The following is a 26,129-nucleotide window of genomic DNA, read 5'->3' as shown; positions in this document are numbered from 1 at the left end:
AAAGGAGACCGCCTATGCAAGCCACTACTAATCTTGAGCAACAACTCAACTATGCCAAAGAATCCCCATTATTTTATAAAGTGTTTACCTTAGCTGGCATTGGCATTTTCTTAGATGCAGCGGATGTTTATATGGCCAGTGCCATCAACACCGCAATGATGAATGACAAATTTGCCACTGTGCAACAAGGGTCTTATTTCTTATCTGCTGGTTTCTTAGGCTTATTCATCGGCTCACTGCTGGCCGGATATATCGGGGACTTTTATGGTCGCCGTCGCTCTTATCAATTTAACTTGTTACTGTTTGGGGCCTTTACCTTGGTTTCCGCGTTTATGCCGTCGATTCAATGGATGATCGCCTGTCGCTTCATGGCTGCCATTGGCTTAGGGGCAGAGATCGTCACCGGTTATGCGGTGGTTAATGAATTTGCCCCAGTCAATCGCCGCGGCTTTTGGTCAGGGATGATCGCCATTGTCGCCAACGCCGGGGCCCCGATCACCTTATTGGTGGCGACTTTCGCAGTGCCAAACTTAGGTTTTCGTTCAATGTTCATCATTATGGGTGTGGCAGCGATCATTTTATGGTTTGCCCGTCACAACTTCCCAGAATCTCCTCGTTGGTTGATCGCTAAAGGTCGCAACGAAGAAGCGCAAGCAATTATCAACGAATTAAACGTTCGCGGTTCTTATCCGGTCACTGCTAAAAACGAAGATGAACGCCGCGTGAAAGTGTCATTTGGTCGTGGGGTATTCGTTGCTTCTGTTGCTGTTGGTGCGGCACTGCTTTGCCAATATACCTTCACCTCATGGGTGCCAACGCTGCTTGTGCAAAAAGGCATCAGCATTTTCTCTTCCATCGGTTTTTCTGCCGTGATGATGTTAGGCGCGCCAATTGGTGCAACCATTGGGACGGTGTTAGTTGAACGCACTGGTCGCAAGAAGTTGATCGTCACCACCTTCATTTGCACTGCGATCTTAGGCATTGCCTATGCTTATGAAACCACGACTGTTGGCACCATCATCAACGGCTTACTGTTAACGACGACTTTCTATGTTTTGATGGCTTCTGTCATTTCGGTTTACACCAACGAATTGTTTGAAACCAAGTACCGCTTCCGTGGTGCTGGGATCGCTAACGCTGTGGCGAAGTTGTTAAACGTCTTAATGCCAACTGCAGTGGCTTATGCGATCACACAAGTTGCACCAAGCGCGATCTTCTATGGAATTGCTGTAATGGCGTTGATCGCCGCGGCAGTTGTCGGCTTCTTTGGCCCTGAAACCACCGCCAAAGAAATTAAATAGGGTTCCCTTTTTTACAACTTCGATGCGACTAGTGGGCATCGAAGTTTTTTTGTGTGGGAACAATGGCATTGCATCGTTGTCTGTGCGGAGAAAAATAAAATCACTTATCTAATCATAACAATAACCTAACACTTTTAAACGACCATAGGATCATGTTATAATCGCCGTGACGCACGCATTGGTTTGCAAGGCCTGATGTCTTGCGAAAGGATGATTTCCATGAAGATTATTGTGATCGGTGCCACCCATGCCGGGACGTTTGCCGCCCAACAAATTTTGACCAACCACCCGCAAGATCAAGTCGTCGTTTATGAACGCAATGACAATTTATCTTTTTTGTCATGCGGGATCGCACTGTGGGTCGGTGACCATGTGTCAGACCCTAAGAAAATGTTTTATGCCGACCCTGCCACATTGACCAAGCTCGGCGCCGATATGCGCATGCAGCACAATGTGTTAGCCGTGGATGCCGATAGCAAAACTATCACCGTTGAGAACTTACAAACTGGCGAACACTTCACCGATACCTATGATAAATTGGTGTTTACCCCAGGTTCTGCGCCGATCGTGCCACCGATTCCTGGAATCGATGACCCGCGGCTTTACTATTGTAAAGATTATGCAGATGCGCAACGGTTGAAGCAAGTCACACCGACCATCAACTCCGCCGTGGTGATCGGGGCCGGTTACATCGGTGCTGAAATTTCGGAGCAGTTTGCAATAGCCGGCAAGCAAGTGACCTTGATCGATGCACTAGACCGCGCCTTAGCGAAGAACTTCGATCCTGAGATCACCGATCAAATCGAAGCGGCTTATCGTGAGCACGGCACGACTTTGGCATTAGGTCAAAAGGTCCAACAGTTTGAAGGCGGCGATCAAATTACCGTCACCACCGACAAGGGAAAATATACGGCTGACATTGCCGTACTTGCCATTGGGTTTCGCCCGCATACTGAATTATTGCAAGGACAAGTGGACATGTTACCCAATGGTGCGGTGATCACTGATGCCTACATGCAAGCGTCGCGACCAGAGATTTTAGTGGCAGGGGATGCGGCAGCAGTGCATTACAACCCCACCGGCAAACCTGACTATATTCCGTTGGCGACCAATGCGGTGCGCCAAGGCATTTTAGTCGGGGAAAATAGTCATGGACCTAAAACACAATATGCCGGCACCCAAGCGACGAGTGCAGTGGCGCTGTTTGATTACACCATGGCGACCACTGGTTTGACAGTAGCAGGAGGTACGGCGCGCGGTATGCATTTAGTCAGCACCACCATCACTGAAGCTTATCGCCCAGAGTTCATGTTGTCGACCACACCAGTGACGGCGACGTTAGTGTGGGATCCAGTGACGCACAAAATCAAAGGGGCAGCCTTTTTCTCCAAACATGATGTGTCGATGTCTGCGAACTTGGTGTCATTAGCGATTCAAACGCAACAAACCATCGAACAACTCGCCATGCTTGATACCTTCTTCCAACCAAACTTTGATCAACCGATCAACTGGGTGAATAAAGTGGCGATGCAAGCTGTTGAACAAACCAAATAATTCGTGTTTCTTCTATATTAATATCACGCCAAAATAAAAAAGCCCGCGGGCTTTTTTATTTGGTATCACGATCAGGATCACGCATCCACGCTAAGGCGATGGCTTTTTCCCCAATGTGTGTGGTGATGGCAGGACCGAAGAACGACCGACCGATGTTTGCCTGTGGGAACTTGGCTTGGAGTTCAGTTTGCCAAGTATTTGCAAGTTCGGCATTGCCAGCATCGATCACCCAAGCTTTGATCGGGTAATCTGCTTGTTCAAGGGCTTCAGCAAATAGTGTTTCAACACGTGCAGAAGCACGGTTTAACGTGCGGATCTTTTCAAAGACGACGATTTTGTGTTCGTCATCAAACGTTAACAACGGTTTGATGTGCAACATGCTGCCAAGCATTCCGGCAGTATTGGATAAACGGCCGCCGCGCACCAAATGCATCAAATCGTTGACGATGAAATATTCATCAGTCGAAGCGCGCAATTGATCTAAGCGGGCGATGATCTCATCTAAACTGGCCCCAGCTTTTGCCATTTGACCGGCGGTGAGCACCATTTGTCCCATTAGGATCACCGTGATCTGCGAATCATACACCACCACCTGCTGACCTTCAATTTCAGGAGCAGCAGCGGTGATGGTGGCATTAATGCCGGAAATGGTTTTAGACAAGTAAATATTGATCACGGTGTCATAGCCTTCAGCCAGTAAGTCTTTATGAATGGCTAAAACATCAGCAAGTCTCGGCTGTGAGGTATGCGGGAAGTCTGAAGCCGCACGCATTTTAGCAAAGAACTCGTCTGGGGTGATGTCCACGCCTTCTTCAAACGTTTCACCACCAACGATCAATGGGGTGGTAACGATGCGGATCGGCAAGTCTTTGATTTGGTCAGGCGTCAAATAAGCGGTACTGTCGGTAACAATTGCGATCTTACTCATAGCGGACCAACTTTCCATAGAATAACTATAATGGTAAACAAGTCACGCTAGATTTACAATGTACACCGTGAATTAAATCACTTTCGCATTCAAGACGGTTTTAAAATGATTCAACGCCCACGCTTGCCCGCCAGGAGTGAAAGTGGCGATGGCATCTTGATGGATCACCAAAGGGTAGTTTAAGTTGTATGCGTCCACTGCAGTGTGCAGCACACAAATATCTGAGCAGACCCCAGTTAAATGCAGTTCGTCAATGTGGCGCTCGCGCAACCACAGATCCAGTGGTGTCCCAGCAAAACTGGAATAGCGGGTTTTATCAAACAGTTGCACATGGTCGTTGTCAGCGTTTTGCGCGTACCAGTCAGCCACAGCGCCAAATAATTCCCGGCCCCAAGTGTTGCGAACGTTATGCGGTGGGAATAACTTCGCTTCAGGGTGATAAGGGTCATGTGGGGTGTGCACATCAGTCGGCAAGTAAACAAAGTCGCCATTTAATAGGAAGTCTTGCGCTAAGTCTGCGATCGGCTGTTGCAGCACTTGCCCGACAGCACCGCAAGTAAGGGCGCCAAGGTCTGCTACAAAGTCATTGGTGTAATCGATGATCAATAATGCTTTTGTCATAAGAGCCTCCGTGATCGTTGCGAGTTGAGTTGCCTTGAGAATACGCCGTGACAGGGCAAAAGTCAAGACAAGGGTCGTTCATGTGAAGAACGCCACGAAGCCCGTCGTACCGCGGTCACAAGAAAATAAATATTCAGAAAACACTTGCGTCGGTGGGGAGATTTTTGTATACTAGTCAAGTGCTGTGTAATCTAGTTGGGTTACTATGCACTTTTGGTTCACAGTGAATCAAAAAGCGAGGATGTGAGAGGTTGCGACACGCCCGGCCGCTTTGCCACGGCAGCGCGTCGGGAATTCCCACGGAGCTAGTCTACTAAATGATAATGGACGAAGGAGGTAACACAATGGCAAAACAAAAAATTCGTATTCGCCTTAAGGCCTACGAACACCGGATTCTTGATCAATCCGCAGACAAGATCGTTGATACTGCAAAGCGCACTGGCGCACAAATTTCAGGTCCGATCCCGCTGCCAACTGAACGCACCCTTTACACGGTATTGCGTTCCCCACATAAGTACAAGGATTCGCGTGAACAATTCGAAATGCGCACTCATAAGCGTTTGATCGACATTGTTAACCCAACCCCTAAGACAGTTGATGCTTTAATGAAGCTCGACTTGCCAAGCGGCGTTGATATCGAAATCAAGTTATAATTTTAAAGAATTGGAGGTGTACCATGACTCGTAAAGGAATCTTAGGTAAGAAAATTGGCATGACGCAAGTCTTCACTGACAACGGCGAACTTGTTCCCGTAACAGTTGTTGACGTAACCCCAAACGTTGTATTGCAAGTTAAGACTGTTGAATCTGACGGTTACGAAGCAGTGCAATTAGGCTATGGCGACAAACGTGAAGTGCTTAGCAACAAGCCAAGCGTTGGTCATGCCAAAAAAGCTGACACAACCCCTAAGCGCTTCATTAAGGAACTCCGTGATGTAGCGCTTAGCGAATATGAAGTAGGCAAAACCGTCTCCGCAGACGCATTTGCAGCTGGCGACATCGTGGATGTCACTGGTACTTCCAAAGGTCACGGTTATCAAGGTAACATTAAAAAAGATGGTCAGTCTCGCGGCCCTATGGCTCACGGTTCTCGCTACCATCGTCGTCCTGGTTCTCTTGGCGCGATCATCAACAAGGTGTTCAAAGGCAAGAAGTTACCTGGCCGCATGGGTAACCACACCCGTACCATGCAAAATCTGACGGTTGTTTCCGCAGACTTAGAACACAACGTCATCCTCATCAAGGGTAACGTCCCAGGTGCTAACAAGTCTAACGTCATCATCCGTACCGCTGTTAAATCAGCAAAGTAATCCAAGAAGGGAGGAAAATAACTAATGGCTAACGTTACTTTATACAAACAAGACGGCTCAGAAAACGGCACTGTTGATTTAAACGATGCGATCTGGGCAATCGAACCCAACGAAAACGCCGTCTTTGACGCAGTGATCATGCAACGTGCTTCCCTTCGTCAAGGTACTTCTAAGGTTAAGAACCGTCACGAAGTTTCTGGTGGTGGTCGCAAACCATGGCGTCAAAAGGGTACTGGTCGTGCGCGTCAAGGTTCCATCCGTAGCCCACAATGGCGTGGCGGTGGTATCGTCTTTGGCCCACACCCACGTTCATATTCCTACACCATCAACAAGAAGGTTCGTCGCTTGGCGATCAAGTCCGTTCTTTCTCAAAAGGTGTTAGATAACGCATTGGTTGTCGTTGATGCTTTTGCATTCGACGCACCAAAGACTAAGGCATTTGCTCAAAGCTTGGCCGCATTGAAAGTTTCCGAAAAAGCCCTTGTGGTTTTAGATGGTGACGACAACGCCGCTCTTGCAGCTCGCAACTTGCCAAACGTTAAAGTTGTTGCCGCAGACGGGATCAACGTATTAGATGTTGTGAAATACAACAAACTGATCTTGACCCAATCTGCGCTCCAAAAGATTGAGGAGGCGCTCGCATAATGGAAGCACGCGATATTATTTTACGCCCGATCGTGACTGAACAATCCATGGCCGGCATGGACAACAAGAAGTATACCTTCGAAGTTGCCTTGCACACAGAAAAAACTGCTGTGCGCCGTGCCGTTGAAGAAATCTTCGACGTCAAGGTTGCTAGTGTCAACATTGCCAACGTTCGCGGCAAAAAGAAGCGCCAAGGCAACTTCGTGGGTTACACCCGCAAGCGTCGTAAGGCGATCGTTACTTTGACAGCTGATTCTAAAGAAATCAAGTTGTTCGAAGACTAGTTCCAGAAATTCATTTATAGGAGGAAATACTCGTGGCGATTATCAAGTACAAGCCAACGACGAACGGCCGCCGGAACATGTCCGGCTCCGACTTCGCCGAAATCACCAAGAAGCGCCCTGAAAAGACTCTTCTGGAAGATCAAAGTCACACTGCTGGCCGTAACAGCTACGGTCACATCACCGTCCGTCATCGTGGCGGCGGTCACAAACAACATTACCGTGTCATCGACTTCAAGCGTCAAAAAGACGGTATCGTTGCTAAGGTAGTAGCAATCGAATACGATCCAAACCGGACCGCTAACATTGCATTGTTACATTACGAAGATGGGGTCAAGTCCTACATCCTCGCACCTAAAGGCTTAAACGTTGGCGACAAGATCGTTTCTGGTGAAGAAACTGATATCAAAGTCGGTAACGCCTTACCATTAAAGAACATCCCTGATGGGACTACCATTCATAACATTGAATTAAAGCCTGGTAAAGGCGGCCAAATTGCCCGCTCTGCTGGTGCTTCCGCTCAATTGTTAGGTAAGAACGATGATGGCAAATATGTCACTGTGCGTTTGGCTTCTGGCGAAGTGCGCATGATCCTTGCTGTTAACCGTGCTACCATCGGTGCTGTTGGTAACGAACAACACGAATTGATCAACATCGGTAAAGCCGGTCGCAAACGCTGGTTAGGCTTCCGTCCAACAGTTCGTGGTTCTGTCATGAACCCTAACGATCACCCACATGGTGGTGGTGAAGGTAAAGCCCCAATCGGTCGTCCATCTCCATTATCTCCATGGGGTAAGAAGACCTTGGGTAAGAAGACTCGTAACCATAAGGCTAAGTCTGAGAAGTTCATCGTTCGTCATCGTAAGACGAAGTAGTCTGAAACACACCGAATAAAGGAGGTCACATAATGGGTCGCAGTCTTAAAAAAGGACCTTTTGCCGATGCTCATCTGATGAAGAAGATCGAAGCACAGGCAGATAGCGAAAAGAAGCAAGTCATCAAGACTTGGTCTCGCCGTTCCACCATTTTCCCAAGTTTCATCGGTTACACCATCGCCGTATACGATGGTCGTAAACACGTCCCAGTTTTCATTTCTGAAGACATGGTTGGTCACAAGTTAGGCGAATTCGTGCCAACTCGTACTTTCCGTGGGCACGCCGCCGACGATAAGAAAACCAAGGCTCGCTAGAAAGGAGCGCATCATACATGGCTGAAACAATTACTTCTGCTAAAGCTACGGCTAAAACCGTGCGGATCGCTGCTCGCAAGGCTCGCCTGGTCATTGACTTGATCCGCGGTCGCGACGTTGCTGAAGCATTGGCAATTCTTGAATTCACCCCAAACGGTGCGGCTGAAGTCGTTACCAAGGTGCTCAAGTCTGCTATTGCAAACGCAGAACACAACTTTGACTTAGATGCACAAAACTTGTATGTTTCCGAAGCATACGTTAACGAAGGCCCAACCCTCAAGCGGTTCCGTCCTCGTGCCAAAGGTAGTGCATCACCAATCAACAAGCGGACGAGCCACGTTACAGTGGTCGTCTCCGAAAAAGAAGCATAAGGAGGGATAAAGCGTGGGACAAAAGATTAATCCTAAGGGTTTCCGTGTTGGCGTCATTCATGACTGGGAATCTAAGTGGTATGCTGAAAAAGATTTTGCCACATTCTTACACGAAGACATCAAGATCCGGGCTTTTATCAACAAGAAGCTCGCTGATGCCTCCGTTTCTACTATCGAAATCGAACGTGCTGCAAACCGCGTCAACATCTCTATCCACACTGCCAAGCCTGGTATGGTGATCGGTAAGGGTGGCGCTGAAGTTGAAGCTTTGCGCACTGAACTCAACAACTTGACTGGCCGCAAGGTTCACATCAACATTGTTGAAATCAAGAAACCTGACTTGGATGCCCACTTGGTTGGCTTGAGCATTGCTGCTCAACTCGAACAACGTGTTGCATTCCGTCGCGCGATGAAACAAGCAATGCAACGTACGATGCGTTCTGGCGCCAAGGGTATTAAGACCCAAGCTGCTGGCCGTTTGAACGGTGCTGATATTGCTCGTCGCGAACATTACACTGAAGGCACTGTGCCATTGCACACATTGCGTGCCGATATCGACTATGCTTGGGAAGAAGCAACCACGACTTACGGCCAGATCGGCATCAAGACCTGGATCAACCGTGGTGAAATCCTTCCAGACAAGCCAAACCATTCTGCGAAGGGAGGCAAATAATCCATGTTAGTTCCTAAGCGTGTTAAGCATCGTCGCGAATTCCGTGGGAAGATGCGTGGTGCTGCTAAAGGCGGCAAGTATGTTGCCTTCGGCGAATTCGGTTTACAAGCATTGGAATCCTCTTGGATCTCTAACCGCCAAATTGAAGCTGCCCGTGTTGCCATGACCCGTTACATGAAACGTGGTGGGAAGACCTGGATCCGTATTTTCCCACAAAAGTCCTACACTTCTAAAGGTGTCGGCGTACGTATGGGTAATGGTAAAGGGACACCTGATGGCTGGGTTGCAGTCGTAAAACGCGAAAAGGTCATGTTTGAAGTTGCCGGCGTGCCGGAAGAAGTTGCAAGGGAAGCTTTGCGCTTAGCTTCGAACAAACTCCCTGTTCGTACTAAGATCATCACTCGTGAGGAAGCAGGTGCGCAAACTAATGAAGGCTAAAGACATTACCGCATTGTCCACTGCTGAAATGCTCGACAAAGAAAAGCAGTACAAAGAAGAGCTGTTCAACCTGCGCTTCCAACAAGCGACTGGTCAGCTTGAAAACACCGCCCGCTTGAAGCAAGTTCGTAAGAACATTGCGCGTATCAAGACGGTCCTTCGTCAGGCTCAAGACAACAAATAACGGAAAGGAGACATACCATTGGCTGAACGCAATTCTCGTAAAGTCTATCAAGGTACTGTGGTTTCCGACAAGATGGACAAAACTATCACTGTCGAAGTTTCCACGACCAAGACACACCCTGTCTACGGCAAGCGTGTTAAGTATTCGAAGCGTTACTACGCACATGATGAAGATAACGCCGCTCACACTGGCGACGTGGTTCGCATCATGGAAACTCGTCCTTTGTCACGCAACAAGCGTTTCCGTTTATTGAACGTTGTCGAAAAGGCTGTTCGTATTTAATAATCGTATAGTGACGAAAGGAGGACCTACCCCGTGATTCAACAAGAAAGTCGCCTTAAAGTGGCGGATAACTCTGGCGCCCGCGAATTGCTCGTGATCAAGGTACTTGGCGGTTCATTCCGCAAGACCGGTAACATTGGCGATATCGTTGTGGCTACTGTAAAACAAGCTACACCAGGTGGCGTTGTCAAAAAAGCTGATGTTGTGAAGGCTGTTATCGTCCGTACCAAGTCTGGTGCGCGTCGTGCAGACGGTTCTTACATCAAGTTCGATGAAAATGCTGCTGTGATCATCAACGCCGACAAGAGCCCTAAAGGCACTCGTATCTTTGGCCCCGTTGCACGTGAACTGCGTGACGGTGACTTCATGAAGATCGTGTCCTTGGCTCCTGAAGTTCTGTAAGAGGAGGTGCAAGCATGAAAATCAAGACTGGTGATAAGGTACGTGTCATGCGTGGTAAAGACGCTGGCAAAGAAGGTACCGTAACCAAAGTGCTTCTCAAAGCGGACAAAGTGATCGTCGAAGGCGTGAACATTGTCAAGAAGCACCAAAAGCCAAGCAATGCCAACCCTCAAGGCGGCATCGTGGACGTTGAAGCAGCTATCCACGTTTCTAACGTGATGTTGCTGGATCCTGAATCCAACAAGCCAAGCCGTACCGGCGTAGAAATCAAGGACGGCAAAAAAGTGCGCATCGCCAAGAAGTCCGGCGCCGCACTCGAAAAATAACGAAGGGAGGACAATACTGCAATGACGAACCGTTTACAAGAACGCTACAACAAGGAAATCGCCCCTAGCTTGATCGAAAAGTTCAGCTACAAGTCTTCCATGCAAGCACCTAAGATCGAAAAGATCGTGCTGAACATGGGTGTCGGCGATGCGACTCAAAACGCCAAAAACCTTGACGAAGCTGTTGAAGAACTGAAGTTGATCTCCGGTCAACAACCTTTGATCACTAAGGCTAAGAAGTCCATCGCGAACTTCCGCTTGCGTGAAGGCATGCCAATTGGCGCCAAAGTCACTTTGCGTGGCGAACGCATGTATGATTTCTTGGACAAGTTGATCAACGTCTCCTTGCCTCGTGTCCGCGACTTCCATGGTATCTCCGCAAAGTCCTTCGACGGCCGCGGTAACTATACCTTGGGTGTTAAGGAACAACTGATCTTCCCTGAAGTGGATTACGATAAAGTAAACCACGTACGTGGGTTGGATGTTGTCATCGTAACGACCGCGAACACTGATGAAGAAGCTCTCGAATTGCTGACGCAAGTCGGGATGCCATTCGCTAAATAAAGGAGGGTTACACTTGGCTAAGAAGTCAATGATCGTCAAGAACAACCGGCCTGCAAAGTTCGCAGTGCAAGAATACACTCGCTGCCAACGTTGTGGCCGTCCACATTCCGTATATCGTAAATTCAAGCTCTGCCGGATTTGCCTTCGTGAATTAGCCCATGCCGGCCAAATTCCTGGTATGCGCAAGGCTAGCTGGTAAACACTACCAAGTTAAAAGGAGGTTAAATCAATGGTCCTGACCGATCCAATCGCAGATTACTTGACCCGGATCCGTAACGCCAACATGGTGCGTCACGAATCTCTGGTGGTTCCTGCATCTAAGATGAAAAAAGACATTAGCGAGATCCTTAAAGCTGAAGGCTTCATCCGTGACTACGAAGTCATTGAAGACGACAAGCAAGGTATCATTCGCATCTTCCTCAAGTATGGGAAGAACAACGAACGCGTTATCTCTGGTTTGAAGCGTATCTCCAAGCCAGGCTTGCGTTCATACGTTAAAGCTGATGCAGTGCCGAAGGTCTTAAATGGTCTTGGTATTGCCATCATCTCTACATCCGAAGGTGTTATCACCGATAAGGATGCTCGTGCCAAGAACGTCGGCGGCGAAGTGCTCGCTTACGTCTGGTAATACACATTTACAGGAGGTACTACCTTGAGTCGTATTGGTAATAAAGTTATCACTGTTCCTGCTGGCGTTGAAGTCAAGCAAGACGGCGACAACATCACCGTTAAGGGGCCTAAGGGCGAATTAACTCGTACTTTTGTCCCAGAAATCAAGATGAGTCAAGAAGGCAATGAAATTTCTTTCACTCGCCCAGATGACTCTTACAAGGCTTTGCATGGTACCATGCGTGCCAACTTGAACAACATGATCCTCGGTGTGTCCGAAGGGTTCACCAAGAAGTTGAAGTTGGTCGGTGTTGGTTACCGTGCTCAAAAGCAAGGCGCTAAGCTGGTCTTAAACGTCGGTTACTCCCATCCAGTTGAGATGGAAGCACCTAAAGGCGTCGAATTCGATGTTCCTAGCAACACCGAAATCAACATCAGCGGGATCTCCAAGCAAGTTGTTGGTCAATTTGCTGCGGTAGTCCGTGCCGTACGTGCCCCTGAACCTTATAAAGGTAAAGGTATTCGTTACGTCGATGAAGTTGTTCGTCGTAAGGAAGGTAAGACTGGTAAGTAGTTTCTAAGTCAACATTAAGAGGTGAATATTGTGATTTCCAAGCCAGATAAAAACAAAACTCGGCAACGGCGTCACGCACGTGTCCGGGGTAAGATTTCTGGTACGAGCGAACGCCCACGCTTGAACATTTTCCGTTCTAATACAAACATCTACGCGCAATTAATTGATGACGTAGCGGGTGTGACGTTAGCAAGTGCCTCCTCTCTTGATTCAGAAGTAACAGGTACTAAGACTGAACAAGCTGCCAAAGTTGGCGCCTTGGTTGCTCAACGTGCCGTTGCTGCCGGTCATAAAGTCGTCGTCTTTGATCGTGGTGGTTATCTCTACCATGGTCGCGTGCAAGCTTTAGCTGAAGCAGCACGTGAAAACGGCCTCGAATTCTAATACAAAGGAGGATAAACACCACATGGCATCATATATTGATCCATCCCAATTGGACTTAGAAGATCGCGTTGTTGCGATCAACCGGGTCACCAAAGTTGTTAAAGGTGGTCGTCGTCTGCGTTTTGCAGCCATTGCGATCGTCGGTGACAAGCATGGTCACGTTGGCTTCGGTACTGGTAAAGCTCAAGAAGTTCCAGAAGCTATCCGCAAAGCGGTTGATGACGCGCAAAAGAACTTGATCGAAGTGCCTATCGTTGGCACCACGATCCCGCATGAAGTGATCGGTCACTTCGGCGCCGGCAAGGTTTTGCTTAAGCCTGCTGTTGAAGGTTCTGGGGTCGCAGCCGGCGGCGCCGTCCGTGCCGTTATGGAACTTGCAGGTATCAGCGATGTTACCTCCAAGTCCCTTGGCCGCAACACGCCAATCAACATGATCCGCGCCACTGTCGAAGGTCTCAAGCAATTGAAGACTGTCGAAATGGTCGCTGACTTGCGCGGCGTCTCTGCATCTCACTTGAAAGACTAGGAGGACACATTATGGCTCAATTGAAAATTACGTTGACTCGTAGTGCCGTACACCGCCTGCCTAAGCAACGCAAAATCGTCAAGGAACTCGGCCTTGGCCGCATCTCCAGCTCTGTTATCAAACCTGATAACGCCGCTACTCGTGGTGCGATCTTCCAGATCTCTCATCTGGTATCCGTAGAAGAAATCAAAGACTAAAAATCATCACAAGGAGGTGCCAAGCATGAAGTTGCATGAATTACAAGCCCCTGCAGGTTCCCGCCAACACGGTAAGCGTCTTGGCCGTGGGACTTCTAGCGGCCAAGGTAAAACCGCTGGTAAAGGTCAAAAGGGCCAATTGGCGCGTCAAGGCGGCAAGACTCGTTTGGGTTTTGAAGGTGGCCAAATGCCATTGTTCCGTCGTATGCCAAAACGCGGTTTCAACAACATCAACCGCAAAGTTTATGCTGTAGTCAACATCAACGACTTGAACCGTTTTGAAGACGGCCAAGAAATCACCAACACCGTGTTGGTTGAAGCCGGCTTAGTTAAAAACGAAAAAGACGGTATCAAGTTGCTGGCTAACGGCAAGTTGGAGAAGAAGTTAAACGTCAAAGTTGACAAATTCTCCGCAGCTGCTCAAGCAGCAATCGAAGCAGCAGGCGGTTCTATTGAGGTGATCTAATGCTGAAAACCCTCAAAAACGCGCTCAAGGTCAAAGAGATCCGTAACAAGATCTTGTTCACCTTAGGCGTTTTGCTGGTTTATCGGTTAGGCGCGCAGATCTCGGTTCCTGGCGTTGATGCGAAGGCTTTGACCACCATCAGCGCAACCGGCCTGATTCCACTGCTGGATACAGTCAGTGGGGGCGGGTTGTCGAACTACTCGATTTTCTCGATGGGGGTTTCACCATACATCACGGCTCAAATCGTTATCCAATTGCTCCAAATGGATATCGTGCCGAAGTTTGTTGAATGGAGCAAACAAGGGGAAGTCGGGCGGCGCAAGCTGAACCAAGTGACGCGTTACTTGACCATTTTCCTCGGGTTCTTCCAAGCCATTGGGATTACTGCTGGCTTCCAGCAGTTAAGCTCACTTGGCTTAGTCAAGAATCCGACGATTCAGACTTATGTCACTATCGGTATCATCCTGACTGGCGGTACGATGCTGCTGACTTGGATGGGTGAACAGATCACAGACAAAGGCGTCGGCAACGGCGTGTCCATGATCATTTTTGCCGGGATCATTGCGCGGTTACCTAGCGGGATCCAAGAACTTTGGCAAGACAACATCACCAATAACAATGACAAATTAACTGGGGCTTTGTTCTTAGTTGCGTTACTTGTGATCGTGTTGATCGTTGTCGCCTTCGTCACTTGGGTACAACAAGCTAACCGTAAGATCCCGATCCAATACACGCGCCGGGTGACGGCAGCGGGGAGTAATTCTTACTTGCCGTTGAAAGTCAACGTTGCTGGGGTTATCCCAGTGATCTTTGCCAGTTCCTTCATTGTGACGCCACAAACCATTTTAATGGCTTTTCAGGCAAACCACTCTGAAGATACCTGGTATCAGGTCATGACCAACATCTTCAGCATGCAAAAGCCTGCTGGGATCGCGGTGTACACCGTCTTGATCGTCTTGTTCACGTTCTTCTATGCTTTTGTTCAGGTCAACCCTGAAAAAGTAGCGGAGAACTTGACCAAGCAAGGAAGTTACATTCCTGGCGTTTGGCCAGGTAAAGAGACTGAAAAGTATTTGTCTGGTCTCTTGATGCGACTGTCCACAGTCGGTGCATTGTTCTTAGGGGTCATCGCCTTGTTGCCACAATTGGCATCAATGCTTTGGAACCTGCCACAATCCATCGGGCTGGGCGGGACTAGCTTGTTGATCGTCGTCATGACGGCCATTGAATTAGTTCGACAGTTGAATGGGTTGCTGATGAAGCGCGAATATGTCGGCTTCATCCAAGGCGACCTGATCAAAGACTAACCAGAGCAACACTGCGCGCACTTAGGCGCAACTAGAAGGCGGGTTGGTGGTTGACGGTCTTCGTCAGCCGCCGACACGACTTCTAGGCAGCGCCGTTTCGCAGTTTTGCTCGACGATAGACGATAATGGTAGCGGGAATATGGCCATCCGGCTAACTTCCCTCTGCCGATCAACGGAGGCAAATCCAATGAATCTCATTTTAATGGGACTTCCTGGTGCTGGTAAAGGCACTCAAGCAGAGCGCATCGTGCAAGCTTATCCGATCGCTCACATTTCCACAGGTGACATGTTCCGCGCAGCTATGGCTGCTGGTACCGAACTTGGCCAAAAAGCCAAAGCCTTTATGGATGCTGGTTCCCTCGTCCCAGACGAAGTAACTGTTGGTATCGTGAAGGAACGCTTAGCTGAGCCCGATACTGATGCTGGTTACATGCTCGACGGTTTCCCACGTACGATCGCGCAAGCAGAAGCGTTGGAAACTTTGACAGCAGACATCAACAAACCTGTTGATGCTGTGATCAATATCGATGTTGCCCCTGAGAAGTTGGTCGAACGCTTGTCTGGTCGCTACATTTGTAAGAACTGTGGCGCTACTTATCACAAAGTTTACAACCCAACTAAGGTTGAAGGCACTTGTGATGTCTGCGGTGGCCACGAATTCTTCCAACGTGACGACGACAAGCCGGCAACGGTTAAAAACCGCCTCAAAGTAAACATCGAAATGAACACACCATTGCTGGACTTCTACAAGCAGCGCAATCTCTTGTACACCGTCAATGGTGACCAAGATATCGACTTGGTTTTCGCCGAAATCAAAAAGATCCTGGCCGCAGTTGCAAAGTAGATGACTTCGTCTTTTGCACGATCCGGTCTGGTCATCGCATAAATTATGTGGTACAATATCGCGGTATGTGCGGTGAGTGCCCTAGGCCTCACCCTTTTCGCACGTTGTGTTCCAGAATTTTAGGAGGAATTATTTAGTGGCAAAAGACGATGTAATTGAAATTCAAGGCACCGTGGTGGATACTTTACCCAACGCGATGTTTAAAGTCGAACTTGAAAACGGCGCGACCATTTTGGCGCATGTCTCTGGGAAAATCCGGATGCACTACATCCGCATTCTGCCTGGGGATCGCGTGACGGTTGAATTATCGCCATACGACTTGACCAAAGGCCGCATCACTTACCGTTTCAAGTAATTGCCAGCAGTTAGTGAGCTCACGAATCCTTAGAGGAGGCTATTTACAATGAAAGTACGTCCATCCGTTAAAAAGATGTGCGAGCACTGCAAAGTCGTACGCCGCAAAGGCCGCGTCATGATCATTTGCTCTGCAAACCCGAAACACAAGCAACGCCAAGGTTAATCTAAACTACTAAATTAGGAGGTGTCCATCGTATGGTTCGTATCGCAGGTGTCGACTTACCACGTGGTAAGCAAATCGTAATCGCCTTGACCTATATCTTCGGTATTGGCAAGACCACCGCACAAAAGATCCTGGCTGAAGCCGGCGTTCCAGAAAACGTCCGCCAAGAAGACCTCACCCCAGATCAAGAAGACAAGATCCGCGCAGCTGTTGACAAAGTCAAGGTTGAAGGCGATCTTCGTCGTGAAGTCAACTTAAACATCAAACGTCTGATGGAAATCGGTTCCTATCGTGGGATCCGTCATCGTCGTGGCTTGCCTGTTCGCGGTCAAAACACCAAGAACAACGCACGCACCCGCAAAGGTAAGAAAACTACCATTGCCGGTAAAAAGAAATAATTAGGTAAAGGAGGAATACATCCCGATGGCAGCACGTAAAACAACTCGTAAGCGTCGAGTTCGTAAGAACGTTGAATCTGGTGTGGCTCATATCCACTCAACTTTCAACAACACGCTCGTCATGATCACCGACCCTCGCGGTAACGCGATTGCTTGGTCTTCTGCAGGCGCACTTGGTTTCAAGGGCTCCCGTAAGTCTACGCCTTTCGCAGCCCAAATGGCCGCTGAAGCCGCAGCGAAGGAATCCATGGAACATGGCATGAAGTCCGTTGAAGTCTCTGTTAAGGGCCCAGGTTCCGGCCGTGAAGCTGCGATCCGTTCCCTTCAAGCGACTGGCCTTGAAGTGACCGCGATCCGCGACGTCACCCCAGTGCCACATAACGGCTCTCGTCCTCCAAAGCGTCGTCGTGTTTAATTGTTACCCTGCGGCCTTGTTATGGCCGGGTAAACAAAACTTCACTTCTCGTTTTGAAAGGGGTACAGACTTAGATGATCGAATTTGAAAAGCCAAACATCACCAAAGTTGACGAAAGCACCAACTACGGTAAGTTTGTCGTAGAACCGCTTGAACGCGGCTATGGCACCACACTGGGCAATTCGCTACGGCGGATCCTTTTGTCCTCTTTGCCTGGGGCAGCCGTCAGCAACATCCAAATCGATGGGGTGCTCCATGAGTTCTCCACGATCGATGGTGTGCTGGAAGACGTGACCCAAATCATCTTAAACATCAAAAAGCTTGCTTTGAAGATGAACACAGATGAAGACAAGACGGTCGAAATCGACGTAGCAGGACCTGCCACCGTTACGGCTGCAGACATCGTCTCTGATAGTGATGTCGAGGTGCTCAATCCTGAGCAGTACATTTGTACGGTTGCAGAAGGGGGTCGCTTCCACGTCCGGATGACGGTCAAAACTGGCCGCGGGTATGTGGCAGCTGATCAAAATAAAGTCGATGACATGCCAATCGGGGTTTTGCCGATCGACTCGATTTTCACCCCAATCAGTCGGGTCAACTATCAAGTCGAAAGCACCCGGGTTGGCCGGCGTAACGACTTCGACAAGCTGACGTTGGATGTTTGGACCAATGGTTCGATCAATCCGCGTGAAGCGATCAGCTTAGCTGCGAAGATCCTCACCGAGCATCTGGATATTTTCGTCAACTTGACGGATGAAGCCAAGAACGCTGAAATCATGGTTGAAAAGGAAGAAACACACAAGGAAAAGATGCTTGAGATGACCATCGAAGAGCTCGACTTGTCTGTTCGTTCTTACAACTGCTTGAAGCGCGCTGGTATCAACACCGTGCAAGAGCTGACCAACAAAACAGAAGCCGATATGATGAAGGTCCGCAACTTAGGTCGTAAGTCACTTGAGGAAGTTAAGAACAAGCTTAGCGACCTTGGCTTAGGCCTGCGCACCGAAGACTAATCTGTAAAAAGGAGGCAAAACACTCATGAGTTACCGTAAATTAGGCCGGACTAGCTCCCAACGTAAAGCTTTGCTTCGCGATCTCACCACGGATCTTTTGATCCATGAACGGATCACGACGACTGAAGCTCGCGCTAAGGAAGTTCGCTCCACCGCTGAAAAGATGATCACGCTTGGTAAGCGCGGCGACTTGCACGCTCGTCGTCAAGCCGCAGCATTCTTGCGCAACGAGATCGCTGATGTTAAAGAAGATGGCGACACGGTTGTGGTTCAATCTGCATTGCAGAAATTGTTCGCAGACGTTGCCCCTCGCTACGCAGAACGCAATGGTGGTTACACCCGCATTCTGAAGACTGCTCCTCGCCGCGGCGATGCAGCCCCAATGGTTATTTTGGAATTAGTTTAATTCTAACCAGCGCGGAATCGAGCGCTTTTAGCAACGAGTGTAAGGCGGAATGACAAGGTGCGGCGCAGCCGTGCCGCAGGCGTTTCGACGTACACGCAGTTGCGTTGCTCGATGTAGCGCGACGAATAATCATTAACATTAAGTGATTCGCCGGCAACGGTGATCACCTTTTCAAAACCGTTGTGACCCTCGCGGCCGCAACACTTTGGTCATTTGATCGATGGAGCGTTTGAGATGGTGGCTATCCCATGTGTGATAGCTTAGTCTAGCTTGCGAGCACCAGGTAACTGGTGTCTCCATCATTAAATGATTTTTTTTGTACATAAAATTAAGCGGTGAGCCTTTGAGGCTGACCGCTTTTTGATTTATCGTCATCGTTAAAGTACATCTCTGATTAACATACCAGACTTTAATTCTGGACGCCCTTGAGTAACTAGCGCAGTATTGCATGACACATATGGCAGTTTATGGTCGTATGAAGTGTTGACTTTAGTCGGTTGCTTCTACGGCATAGAGTTAATGTCGGCTCTTGGGGATACTGTACACCACTGTGGTAAATGTCACTGTTAGTGTGAACGAATAGTGTGGTATGATATGACAGTGTCAACCACCCGCGAATGAATTCGCAGGCTTGTAAGAGCCTCAGTCCTCTTAACCTCTGAGGCGATTACAATTTATTTGGATAGTCTGAGACAAAGGCCACTATGCGTGCTGACTAGTCGCTTCCAAGTCAGGAGTTACCCGAACTTACGAGGCAGGTTGCCGCGCCCCGAACAGTTTAAACTGTTACTTTATTCAAGATATTAATGGCTGCGTTGTGATCACGCATATGCTTAGTCTGGCAATGTGGACACGTCCAAACGCGATTTTTCAAAGTTAATTTGCGCGTTCCGCCACGACCCATCACAAATCCACAAGTGTGGCAGGTTTGTGTGGTCATCTTAGGATCGACTTTGGTAAATGCTTTTCCGTAGAGTTTGGCTTTGTAGGCAAGGTCTTCAAATAAGATCCCCCAGCCAACATCTTGGATACGTTGAGACAAGGCGTGATTTTTAAGCAGGTTCTTTCCTTGCAACTTTTCGGCCACAACGAGATCGTGGTTCTTGATCAATGCCGTGGAGACATAATGCAGGAAATTGTGACGTTGATTATAGACGCGGCGTTGAAGTGCTGCGACGACCTTGCGTTGTTTTTGATAGTTCTTAGCAGTTCGTAATGGTCGGTGTTCTTTCTTAGCGCGAGAGGCACGTTTACCTAATTTGCGTTGTGCTTTTTGAAGTTGTTTCTGCTGTTTCTGATAGAAGCGCGGATTCTCGACGACGTCACCAAATGAATCAGTGTAAAGATTTTCAACGTTGACGTCGATGCCAACCTTGGAATCCGTCTTTGGTAGTTCTTCTTTGAAGGCTTGATCTGATCCTAAGGTCAACGAAATTGAGTAACGACCGACTGCATCCATCTTCACAGTTGCACTACCAATTTCAATATCGATTCGATGCATCATCCAATCTGGAATTTTAGTCACTCGAATTTGACCGACTTTGGGAATTCTCAAGTGGTTTTGATCAACGATTCGAATATTATTGTTTGTTTTCAAAGTTGAGTAGCGCTGGCTGTCTGATTTTTTGTGAAACTTTGGAATACCGGCGGAATGGACTTTTCGAAACATGTTCCAACTGGCATGGTAGAAGTTCAACGTTGCGTATAACATCGTTGAATCGATGCGTTTGTTCTTATCCAACCACTTAAAGCGCTGTTTCAAACGTGTTGGATTATAAAGTTGGTTACCGATGACTTTCAATCTTGCCGCAACAGATTTCAGCGCGAGGTCAAACCACTCAGGATTCCTCGAACCTGCTTGATTTTGAATTAAACTTTTCTCTAAGCGTCGCAAGTTCCAACCTTCGCGTCCAAGGGCGACGAACTCATTGTAAACAAACCGAGCCGCATCAGAATTTTGTTTGATAGTTTTCTTTTGAGCAGAACTCGGATATGCGATGAGTTTGATTCCGAAGTGATACTTAAGTTTGGCAAAATGGGGTCTCTTGTCATCTTCGTCTGATTTAGGCTTCATGTATTGTCACCTCCTAATATCAGAAGAATAACAAACGCACGTTCGAAAATCAATCCAATAAGTGAAACGTTGTTAAAAATAATAATTCAATAAAATTAACTCTAAATATTCAAGACCGACAGATAACTGCTTCAGCAATGAATCAGGTTGAGTTACTTGGTAGAAAATGTATAAAAGCACGGAAGGGGCGTTGACGCTTGGCAAACGCGATCGACATTTCACATCTCAAATATTCATATCCAGAAGCGACCAAACCGGCGTTAAATGACGTCTCGTTTGTTGTGCCTGCAGGTGAATGGTGGGCGATCATCGGCCATAACGGTAGCGGGAAGTCGACGCTAGCAAAAAACATCAACGGCTTGCTGGCACCTGAATCAGGTTCAGTGACGGTTGCTGGAATGCCGTTAACGGAACAAACCGTGTGGGATATTCGCGCAAAAGTCGGCATCGTTTTTCAAAATCCCGATAATCAATTTGTCGGCGCGACGGTTGCCGATGACGTGGCCTTTGGCTTAGAGAATCGCGCTGTACCGCGTGATGAAATGCTCACTCGTGTGCATGACGCCTTAGTGGCGGTTAATATGCAAGACTTTGCGACCCGTGAGCCGGCACGGCTTTCTGGTGGTCAAAAGCAACGGGTGGCCATTGCCGGTATCGTTGCGCAACGCCCAGACATTATTATTTTAGATGAAGCGACATCAATGCTTGATCCTGCTGGACGATTAGAGATCATCGATTTGATCAAGCAGCTTCGTCAACAACAATCGCTGACAGTGCTGTCGATCACCCATGATATTGACGAAGCGGCAGGGGCTGATCACGTGTTGTTGTTAGACGACGGGCAAGTCAAAGAAATCGGGACCCCTGCTGAAATTTTCCAACATGGGGAAGCCTTGTTACAATTAGGCTTAGATGTCCCATATCCCGAGAAATTGAAAAATGCGTTAGCCAAGCGTGGTGTCCACATGCCCGCTGGGTATTTAGATGAGGAAGGACTGGCAAAGGCGCTTTGGACATTACATTCGACCATGTAAGTTTTACCTATCAAGCAGGCACGCCTTTTGCTGGCGACGGCCTCAAAGATATTTCGACTACGATCAAAGGCGGTGATTACACTGCCATCATCGGCCACACCGGCTCCGGGAAGTCGACGTTGCTACAACACCTCAACGCGTTGCTGAAGCCGACGAGCGGCACGGTGACGATCGGTGATCGTGAAATTACCCCTGAAACTAACAATAAGAACTTAAAACCTTTGCGTCAAAAAGTCGGCATGGTGTTCCAGTTTGCGGAAAATCAATTATTTGAACAAACTGTTGAACGCGATATCGCCTTTGGCCCGATGAACTTTGGGGTTCCAGAAAAAGATGCGAAGGCGTTAGCGGCCCAAATGGTGAAACTTGTGGGCTTGCCTGACGATATTTTGCAACAGTCACCATTTGACTTGTCCGGCGGGCAAATGCGGCGCGTCGCCATTGCCGGTGTGCTTGCCATGCAACCAGAGATCTTAGTGTTAGACGAACCAACTGCAGGGTTAGATCCGGCGGGACGTTTGGAAATGATGACCATGTTCAAAAAGTTGCATGATGAACAAGGCTTGACCATTGTCTTAGTGACTCACCAAATGGATGATGTGGCAGATTATGCTGATCGGGTGTTGGTGATGGAACATGGGGCATTAGTTCGCCAAGGCACACCTCGGGAGATTTTTGCTGATCCTGATTGGTTGCGGCAAAAGCAACTTGGGTTACCGAAAACCACTGCTTTTGCTGAACGGCTGCAAAAACTCGGCTTCACCTTCGATCAAATGCCATTAACGGCATCTGAACTAGCTGATGACTTAATGCCTCAAATTGGAGGTGGCGACCGTGGATAAATTAATTTTAGGCCGCTACATTCCTGGCGACTCGATGGTCCATCGCTTGGATCCGCGGACGAAGTTGATGGCGAGTTTTTATTACATTGCGATTATTTTCCTCGCGAATAACTGGCAAAGCTACTTGTTGATGTTTGTCGCCACGATGGTGATGATCATGTTATCGAAAGTGAAGCTCAGTTTCTTCTTGCGCGGCGTGCGCCCGATGATTTGGTTGATCATGTTCACCGTCGCCTTGCAGATCTTCTTTACCAAAGGTGGCCACACTTATTGGTCTTGGGGGTGGCTGGCGATCACGCAATTTGGGTTGACCAATGGGGCGTTTATCTTTATGCGCTTCGTGTTGATCATTTTCATTTCGACGCTGTTGACCTTAACCACGCAACCATTGTCGTTAGCTGACGCAGTGGAATCGCTGTTGAAACCTTTGCGAGTGATCCATGTGCCAGTCACAGAATTAGCGTTGGTGTTGCAAATTGCGTTGCGGTTTGTGCCGACGTTGATGGATCAAACCACCAAGATCATGAATGCGCAACGTGCGCGTGGGGTGGATTTTGGGACTGGGAATTTGTTCCAGCAAATGAAAGCAGTGGTCCCATTGTTGATCCCGTTGTTTGTCGACAGCTTCGGGATCGCCGAAGACTTGGCCACAGCAATGGATGCCCGTGGGTACCAAGGTGGTGACAACCGCACGAAATATCGGGTGCTACAATACCACCGCTCAGATGCCACTGCGGCGATTGTGATGGTCGCCTTAACTGGTTTGTTAGTCTTTTTGAGAGCATAGAGAAGCTGGCTGAGAAGCCGGCTTTTATTTAGGAGTAGAGATGACGCATTACAAATTAACGCTAGCATATGATGGCACCAACTTTGCTGGCTATCAAATTCAGCCACATCAGCGCACAGTTCAAGGTGTTTTACAAAAAGCTTTAGGGAAAATGGCCAAAGTCGAGTCGATTCATATCGATGGTTCCGGTCGCACAGATTCAGGAGTGCACGCCTTAGGGCAAGTTGTGAGTTTTGATTTTCCCATCGAGATCCCAGAACAAGCAATGTTGCGGGCGATGAATTCGCTGATGCCGTTAGATATTGAGATCTTGAAAGCGGAGTTTGCGCCTGATGACTTTCATGCGCGTTATTCTGCTCAAGGCAAACGCTACATGTATCGCGTGGCGCGCGGGCGCTTCACTGATCCATTCAACCGCCTATACACGGGGCATTGGCCATATCCGCTCGACTTGTCAAAAGTTGAAATCGCGTTAAATGACGTGGTCGGCACGCATGACTTTACCAGCTTTGCGGCTAGTGGCGGGGTGATCGTCGATAAAGTCCGGACGATTTATGAAGCGACGGTGCGCGATGATCCTGAACATAACGAAGTGGTGTTTGAATTTTACGGGAATGGGTTCTTATACAATATGGTGCGCATCTTAGTCGCGACGTTGTTAGAAATTGGCAGCGGTCGCCGTGATGTCCATGATTTCTTGCGTTTGTATGAAGTCAAGGATCGCCAGCAAGCCCGTGGCACTGCGCCAGCTTCTGGGTTATATCTCAAAGAAGTGTATTATTAAATTAGTGGTGGATGCGAAGCGAAGACGTAAAGGAGTCGAAGCGAGTCAGCGATAGGAGTCAGTCGTTTGAAGAAGCAACATATTTGGTTGATGGTATTCGGGGTATTTTTGATCGGGGCGAATTTACGACTACCGATCACGATGATGCCGCCATTGTTAAATACGTTAAGTGCCAGTGGTATTTTACCGAAAAGTTTAGCCGGCTTGGTGACATCGATTCCTTTGGCGATGTTTGCCATCATGTCGCCGGTGATCGGTAAACTCGGCGGCAAATACGGCCCTGGGCGAGTGTTGACTTTTGCAGCCGCGGCTTTGGTGTTAGGGGCAGGCTTGCGCTTGATCCCCAATGCGTGGGGCTTGTTGATCGGCACAGCGTTTGCAGGACTGGGGATCACTGGCGGCAATGTGTTGTTGCCAGCACTGATCAAAAGTGAATTCCCACATCGCATTGCAGTGATGACCACCATGTACACGACGGCTATGGGGCTAGTCGCAAGCATTGGGACTGGGACCAGTGGGTTGTTGGCCAAGCAAGTCGGGCCGACGACCACAATGGCGACCTTTGGTGCTGTCAGCGTCGTCGCGTTAGTAGTTTGGCTTGGGGTGTTGCCACAACTGCAAAATCATCGATCGTCAACTGTTGTGCCAAACGCAAAAGTCAGCTTAACGCGGGAACGTTTAGCCTGGTTGATCGCCTTATTCTTCGGTTTACAAAGTGTGTTGTATTATTCACTGTTAACCTGGTTACCATCGATTTGGCAAAATGCTGGCTTTGATGCCGTGACTGCAGGGACATTAGCAACGATTTTTCAGTTATTCGGATTGCCATTGAACATGCTGACGCCGATGTTAGCAGAGCGTGAACACGGCTTAACAACGGTAGTATTGATCGCTGCTGGCGGCTTTGTGATCGGCTTAGTCGGTGTGTTAGTCGGACCTTCCGTATTCTGGTTGCAAGCATTGATGGCGATCATCATGGGTGCTGGTAGTGGCGCGGCGTTTTCAATTTGTATCGTGTTCTTTCAAAAAAAGACCCAAACCGCTGTGGGTACTGCCAGTTTGTCAGGAATGGCACAATCAGGTGGCTATATTCTCGCCGCGATCGGCCCAGTGAGTTTCTCTTGGCTTGCGCAAGTGATCGCTTGGCCAGGGGTTGTAGCAGTGTGCTTAGGTTTAAGCTTGTTGATGGGGATGATCGGCTTGATCATTGCTAAGCGGCCAGCAATGGTGGCCTAGACGGGTCCGATAGAATTGGTGAAAAAGGGGTGAAAGTCCCCTTGCTTTTCAACACTTGTCAAAGACTTTTTCATTGACGAAGCCGCGAATTTGCGCTATAGTAGCAATTGGTATTGTTTGCCCCACGATAAGCCCCGGAAACTTAACGTGTCAAACACTCACTGAACAATTTTTGGAGGAAACAAATCGTGCGTACAACATTCATGGCTAAGCCAGGCGAAATTGAACACAAATGGTATGTCGTCGACGCAACGGACATCAGCTTAGGCCGTTTGTCCTCAGTTGTTGCCAGCATCTTGCGTGGCAAATACAAGCCGACCTTTACCCCTAACGTTGACACTGGCGATAACGTCATTGTGATCAACGCTTCCAAGTTGAAGTTAACTGGCAAAAAAGCCTCTGACAAGATCTACTACCGTCACAGCCAACATCCAGGTGGTTTGAAGCATGAAGTCGCTGGCGACTTGCTGAAGAACAACCCTGCTCGTTTGGTTGAATACTCCGTTAAGAAGATGTTGCCAACCAAGAACACTCTTGGTCATCAACAATTCTTGAAGCTTCATGTGTATGCAGGGGAAGATCATTCTCATGCTGCTCAAAAGCCTGAAGTACTCGACATCACGAACTTAATCTAAGGAGGATACA

General features: G+C 48.4%; 40 protein-coding genes. 37 read left to right on the top strand and 3 right to left on the bottom strand.

The window, feature by feature from the left end:
* The first annotated feature begins 14 nt into the window (after window positions 1–14).
* A complete protein-coding gene (locus EKM92_RS06575) occupies window positions 15–1,301 on the top strand; it encodes an MFS transporter (RefSeq protein WP_125709085.1) in 1,287 nt (428 codons plus the stop codon).
* 219 nt (window positions 1,302–1,520) lie between these two features.
* Window positions 1,521–2,855: an FAD-dependent oxidoreductase gene (locus EKM92_RS06570; protein ID WP_125709083.1), complete on the top strand. Its 1,335-nt coding sequence runs from the start codon at window positions 1,521–1,523 to the stop codon at window positions 2,853–2,855.
* A 55-nt stretch (window positions 2,856–2,910) separates the two neighbouring features.
* Here EKM92_RS06570 and EKM92_RS06565 read toward each other — a convergent pair whose 3' ends face one another.
* On the bottom strand, window positions 2,911–3,783 hold the full coding sequence (locus tag EKM92_RS06565; RefSeq protein ID WP_125709081.1) for a DegV family protein: 873 nt from the start codon (window positions 3,781–3,783) through the stop codon (window positions 2,911–2,913).
* Between the two features lie 72 nt (window positions 3,784–3,855).
* Complete coding sequence (locus tag EKM92_RS06560) at window positions 3,856–4,404, bottom strand: cysteine hydrolase family protein (RefSeq protein ID WP_125709079.1); 549 nt, start codon at window positions 4,402–4,404, stop codon at window positions 3,856–3,858.
* Between the two features lie 344 nt (window positions 4,405–4,748).
* On the opposite strand from EKM92_RS06560, the gene rpsJ reads away from it, so the two are divergent.
* From rpsJ to rplQ, 29 genes are all read left to right on the top strand, one after another.
* Window positions 4,749–5,057, top strand: coding sequence for a 30S ribosomal protein S10 (gene rpsJ / locus EKM92_RS06555; RefSeq protein WP_054717647.1), 309 nt, complete (start codon window positions 4,749–4,751; stop codon window positions 5,055–5,057).
* Between the two features lie 23 nt (window positions 5,058–5,080).
* Complete coding sequence (gene rplC / locus EKM92_RS06550; RefSeq protein WP_125709077.1) at window positions 5,081–5,713, top strand: 50S ribosomal protein L3; 633 nt, start codon at window positions 5,081–5,083, stop codon at window positions 5,711–5,713.
* A gap of 24 nt (window positions 5,714–5,737) precedes the next feature.
* Entirely contained in the window at window positions 5,738–6,358 is a 621-nt protein-coding gene (gene rplD / locus EKM92_RS06545; RefSeq protein WP_056963724.1) for a 50S ribosomal protein L4, read from the top strand.
* Window positions 6,358–6,642, top strand: a complete 285-nt coding sequence (gene rplW, locus EKM92_RS06540; RefSeq protein WP_056963722.1) for a 50S ribosomal protein L23 — start codon at window positions 6,358–6,360, stop codon at window positions 6,640–6,642. Before rplD ends, rplW begins: the two co-directional genes overlap by 1 nt.
* 32 nt (window positions 6,643–6,674) lie before the next feature.
* Window positions 6,675–7,514 (top strand): 50S ribosomal protein L2, encoded by an 840-nt coding sequence (gene rplB / locus EKM92_RS06535; protein WP_125709075.1) that lies wholly within the window; start codon window positions 6,675–6,677, stop codon window positions 7,512–7,514.
* Between the two features lie 32 nt (window positions 7,515–7,546).
* Window positions 7,547–7,828 (top strand): 30S ribosomal protein S19, encoded by a 282-nt coding sequence (rpsS, locus tag EKM92_RS06530; protein ID WP_125709073.1) that lies wholly within the window; start codon window positions 7,547–7,549, stop codon window positions 7,826–7,828.
* A 17-nt stretch (window positions 7,829–7,845) separates the two neighbouring features.
* Entirely contained in the window at window positions 7,846–8,199 is a 354-nt protein-coding gene (gene rplV / locus EKM92_RS06525; protein ID WP_054717659.1) for a 50S ribosomal protein L22, read from the top strand.
* Between the two features lie 13 nt (window positions 8,200–8,212).
* Window positions 8,213–8,872, top strand: coding sequence for a 30S ribosomal protein S3 (gene rpsC / locus EKM92_RS06520; RefSeq protein ID WP_125709071.1), 660 nt, complete (start codon window positions 8,213–8,215; stop codon window positions 8,870–8,872).
* A gap of 3 nt (window positions 8,873–8,875) precedes the next feature.
* Window positions 8,876–9,310: a 50S ribosomal protein L16 gene (rplP, locus tag EKM92_RS06515; protein ID WP_125709070.1), complete on the top strand. Its 435-nt coding sequence runs from the start codon at window positions 8,876–8,878 to the stop codon at window positions 9,308–9,310.
* The gene (gene rpmC / locus EKM92_RS06510; protein WP_054717668.1) at window positions 9,300–9,494 is read left to right on the top strand and encodes a 50S ribosomal protein L29; all 195 of its coding nucleotides are present in this window, start codon (window positions 9,300–9,302) and stop codon (window positions 9,492–9,494) included. The genes rplP and rpmC overlap by 11 nt, the downstream gene beginning before the upstream one ends.
* An 18-nt stretch (window positions 9,495–9,512) precedes the next feature.
* The gene (gene rpsQ / locus EKM92_RS06505) at window positions 9,513–9,776 is read left to right on the top strand and encodes a 30S ribosomal protein S17 (RefSeq protein WP_054717670.1); all 264 of its coding nucleotides are present in this window, start codon (window positions 9,513–9,515) and stop codon (window positions 9,774–9,776) included.
* A 33-nt stretch (window positions 9,777–9,809) separates the two neighbouring features.
* On the top strand, window positions 9,810–10,178 hold the full coding sequence (gene rplN, locus EKM92_RS06500) for a 50S ribosomal protein L14 (protein ID WP_054717673.1): 369 nt from the start codon (window positions 9,810–9,812) through the stop codon (window positions 10,176–10,178).
* A 14-nt stretch (window positions 10,179–10,192) separates the two neighbouring features.
* The gene (gene rplX, locus EKM92_RS06495) at window positions 10,193–10,504 is read left to right on the top strand and encodes a 50S ribosomal protein L24 (protein ID WP_054717676.1); all 312 of its coding nucleotides are present in this window, start codon (window positions 10,193–10,195) and stop codon (window positions 10,502–10,504) included.
* A 21-nt stretch (window positions 10,505–10,525) separates the two neighbouring features.
* Window positions 10,526–11,068, top strand: coding sequence for a 50S ribosomal protein L5 (gene rplE, locus EKM92_RS06490; RefSeq protein WP_125709068.1), 543 nt, complete (start codon window positions 10,526–10,528; stop codon window positions 11,066–11,068).
* 13 nt (window positions 11,069–11,081) lie between these two features.
* On the top strand, window positions 11,082–11,267 hold the full coding sequence (locus tag EKM92_RS06485) for a type Z 30S ribosomal protein S14 (RefSeq protein WP_054717680.1): 186 nt from the start codon (window positions 11,082–11,084) through the stop codon (window positions 11,265–11,267).
* Window positions 11,268–11,297: 30 nt separating this feature from the next.
* Window positions 11,298–11,696 (top strand): 30S ribosomal protein S8, encoded by a 399-nt coding sequence (gene rpsH / locus EKM92_RS06480; RefSeq protein ID WP_054717683.1) that lies wholly within the window; start codon window positions 11,298–11,300, stop codon window positions 11,694–11,696.
* Window positions 11,697–11,720: 24 nt separating this feature from the next.
* A complete protein-coding gene (gene rplF, locus EKM92_RS06475; RefSeq protein ID WP_125709066.1) occupies window positions 11,721–12,251 on the top strand; it encodes a 50S ribosomal protein L6 in 531 nt (176 codons plus the stop codon).
* 30 nt (window positions 12,252–12,281) lie between these two features.
* Complete coding sequence (gene rplR, locus EKM92_RS06470; protein ID WP_125709064.1) at window positions 12,282–12,635, top strand: 50S ribosomal protein L18; 354 nt, start codon at window positions 12,282–12,284, stop codon at window positions 12,633–12,635.
* A gap of 22 nt (window positions 12,636–12,657) precedes the next feature.
* Window positions 12,658–13,161 carry a 30S ribosomal protein S5 gene (rpsE, locus tag EKM92_RS06465; protein ID WP_054717691.1) on the top strand — a complete coding sequence of 168 codons (504 nt, stop codon included), beginning with the start codon at window positions 12,658–12,660 and terminating at the stop codon, window positions 13,159–13,161.
* 11 nt (window positions 13,162–13,172) lie between these two features.
* Window positions 13,173–13,358, top strand: coding sequence for a 50S ribosomal protein L30 (gene rpmD, locus EKM92_RS06460; RefSeq protein ID WP_054717694.1), 186 nt, complete (start codon window positions 13,173–13,175; stop codon window positions 13,356–13,358).
* 25 nt (window positions 13,359–13,383) lie between these two features.
* The gene (gene rplO / locus EKM92_RS06455; protein WP_125709062.1) at window positions 13,384–13,824 is read left to right on the top strand and encodes a 50S ribosomal protein L15; all 441 of its coding nucleotides are present in this window, start codon (window positions 13,384–13,386) and stop codon (window positions 13,822–13,824) included.
* On the top strand, window positions 13,824–15,131 hold the full coding sequence (gene secY, locus EKM92_RS06450; protein ID WP_125709060.1) for a preprotein translocase subunit SecY: 1,308 nt from the start codon (window positions 13,824–13,826) through the stop codon (window positions 15,129–15,131). The genes rplO and secY overlap by 1 nt, the downstream gene beginning before the upstream one ends.
* A gap of 187 nt (window positions 15,132–15,318) precedes the next feature.
* The gene (locus EKM92_RS06445; protein ID WP_125709058.1) at window positions 15,319–15,975 is read left to right on the top strand and encodes an adenylate kinase; all 657 of its coding nucleotides are present in this window, start codon (window positions 15,319–15,321) and stop codon (window positions 15,973–15,975) included.
* A gap of 136 nt (window positions 15,976–16,111) precedes the next feature.
* Entirely contained in the window at window positions 16,112–16,330 is a 219-nt protein-coding gene (gene infA, locus EKM92_RS06440) for a translation initiation factor IF-1 (protein ID WP_054717703.1), read from the top strand.
* A 48-nt stretch (window positions 16,331–16,378) separates the two neighbouring features.
* Window positions 16,379–16,495, top strand: coding sequence for a 50S ribosomal protein L36 (rpmJ, locus tag EKM92_RS06435; protein ID WP_003567518.1), 117 nt, complete (start codon window positions 16,379–16,381; stop codon window positions 16,493–16,495).
* A 32-nt stretch (window positions 16,496–16,527) separates the two neighbouring features.
* Window positions 16,528–16,893: a 30S ribosomal protein S13 gene (rpsM, locus tag EKM92_RS06430; protein ID WP_054717706.1), complete on the top strand. Its 366-nt coding sequence runs from the start codon at window positions 16,528–16,530 to the stop codon at window positions 16,891–16,893.
* A 25-nt stretch (window positions 16,894–16,918) separates the two neighbouring features.
* Window positions 16,919–17,308 carry a 30S ribosomal protein S11 gene (rpsK, locus tag EKM92_RS06425; protein ID WP_054717709.1) on the top strand — a complete coding sequence of 130 codons (390 nt, stop codon included), beginning with the start codon at window positions 16,919–16,921 and terminating at the stop codon, window positions 17,306–17,308.
* A 74-nt stretch (window positions 17,309–17,382) separates the two neighbouring features.
* Window positions 17,383–18,321: a DNA-directed RNA polymerase subunit alpha gene (locus EKM92_RS06420; protein ID WP_054717712.1), complete on the top strand. Its 939-nt coding sequence runs from the start codon at window positions 17,383–17,385 to the stop codon at window positions 18,319–18,321.
* Window positions 18,322–18,346: 25 nt separating this feature from the next.
* The gene (rplQ, locus tag EKM92_RS06415; protein WP_125709056.1) at window positions 18,347–18,727 is read left to right on the top strand and encodes a 50S ribosomal protein L17; all 381 of its coding nucleotides are present in this window, start codon (window positions 18,347–18,349) and stop codon (window positions 18,725–18,727) included.
* Between the two features lie 778 nt (window positions 18,728–19,505).
* On the opposite strand, the gene EKM92_RS06410 is transcribed toward rplQ, so the two are convergent.
* The gene (locus EKM92_RS06410) at window positions 19,506–20,801 is read right to left on the bottom strand and encodes an RNA-guided endonuclease InsQ/TnpB family protein (protein ID WP_125709054.1); all 1,296 of its coding nucleotides are present in this window, start codon (window positions 20,799–20,801) and stop codon (window positions 19,506–19,508) included.
* A gap of 197 nt (window positions 20,802–20,998) precedes the next feature.
* Here EKM92_RS06410 and EKM92_RS06405 point away from each other — a divergent pair, with 197 nt between their 5' ends.
* From EKM92_RS06405 to rplM, 6 genes are all read left to right on the top strand, one after another.
* Window positions 20,999–21,835, top strand: a complete 837-nt coding sequence (locus EKM92_RS06405) for an energy-coupling factor ABC transporter ATP-binding protein (RefSeq protein WP_125709052.1) — start codon at window positions 20,999–21,001, stop codon at window positions 21,833–21,835.
* Window positions 21,811–22,677, top strand: a complete 867-nt coding sequence (locus EKM92_RS06400; protein ID WP_125709050.1) for an energy-coupling factor ABC transporter ATP-binding protein — start codon at window positions 21,811–21,813, stop codon at window positions 22,675–22,677. The genes EKM92_RS06405 and EKM92_RS06400 overlap by 25 nt, the downstream gene beginning before the upstream one ends.
* Window positions 22,670–23,464: an energy-coupling factor transporter transmembrane component T family protein gene (locus tag EKM92_RS06395; protein WP_125709048.1), complete on the top strand. Its 795-nt coding sequence runs from the start codon at window positions 22,670–22,672 to the stop codon at window positions 23,462–23,464. Before EKM92_RS06400 ends, EKM92_RS06395 begins: the two co-directional genes overlap by 8 nt.
* A gap of 40 nt (window positions 23,465–23,504) precedes the next feature.
* Window positions 23,505–24,248, top strand: coding sequence for a tRNA pseudouridine(38-40) synthase TruA (gene truA / locus EKM92_RS06390; protein ID WP_125709046.1), 744 nt, complete (start codon window positions 23,505–23,507; stop codon window positions 24,246–24,248).
* Between the two features lie 66 nt (window positions 24,249–24,314).
* Window positions 24,315–25,484, top strand: coding sequence for an MFS transporter (locus tag EKM92_RS06385; RefSeq protein WP_225420733.1), 1,170 nt, complete (start codon window positions 24,315–24,317; stop codon window positions 25,482–25,484).
* Between the two features lie 188 nt (window positions 25,485–25,672).
* Window positions 25,673–26,119, top strand: coding sequence for a 50S ribosomal protein L13 (gene rplM, locus EKM92_RS06380; protein ID WP_125709044.1), 447 nt, complete (start codon window positions 25,673–25,675; stop codon window positions 26,117–26,119).
* Window positions 26,120–26,129 lie beyond the last annotated feature (10 nt).

Source organism: Lacticaseibacillus porcinae (assembly GCF_003946305.1).
GTDB classification, from domain to species: domain Bacteria; phylum Bacillota; class Bacilli; order Lactobacillales; family Lactobacillaceae; genus Lacticaseibacillus; species Lacticaseibacillus porcinae.
The sequence above is the reverse complement of the archived record's forward strand: the minus strand, read 5'-3'. Positions and strand labels throughout refer to the sequence as shown.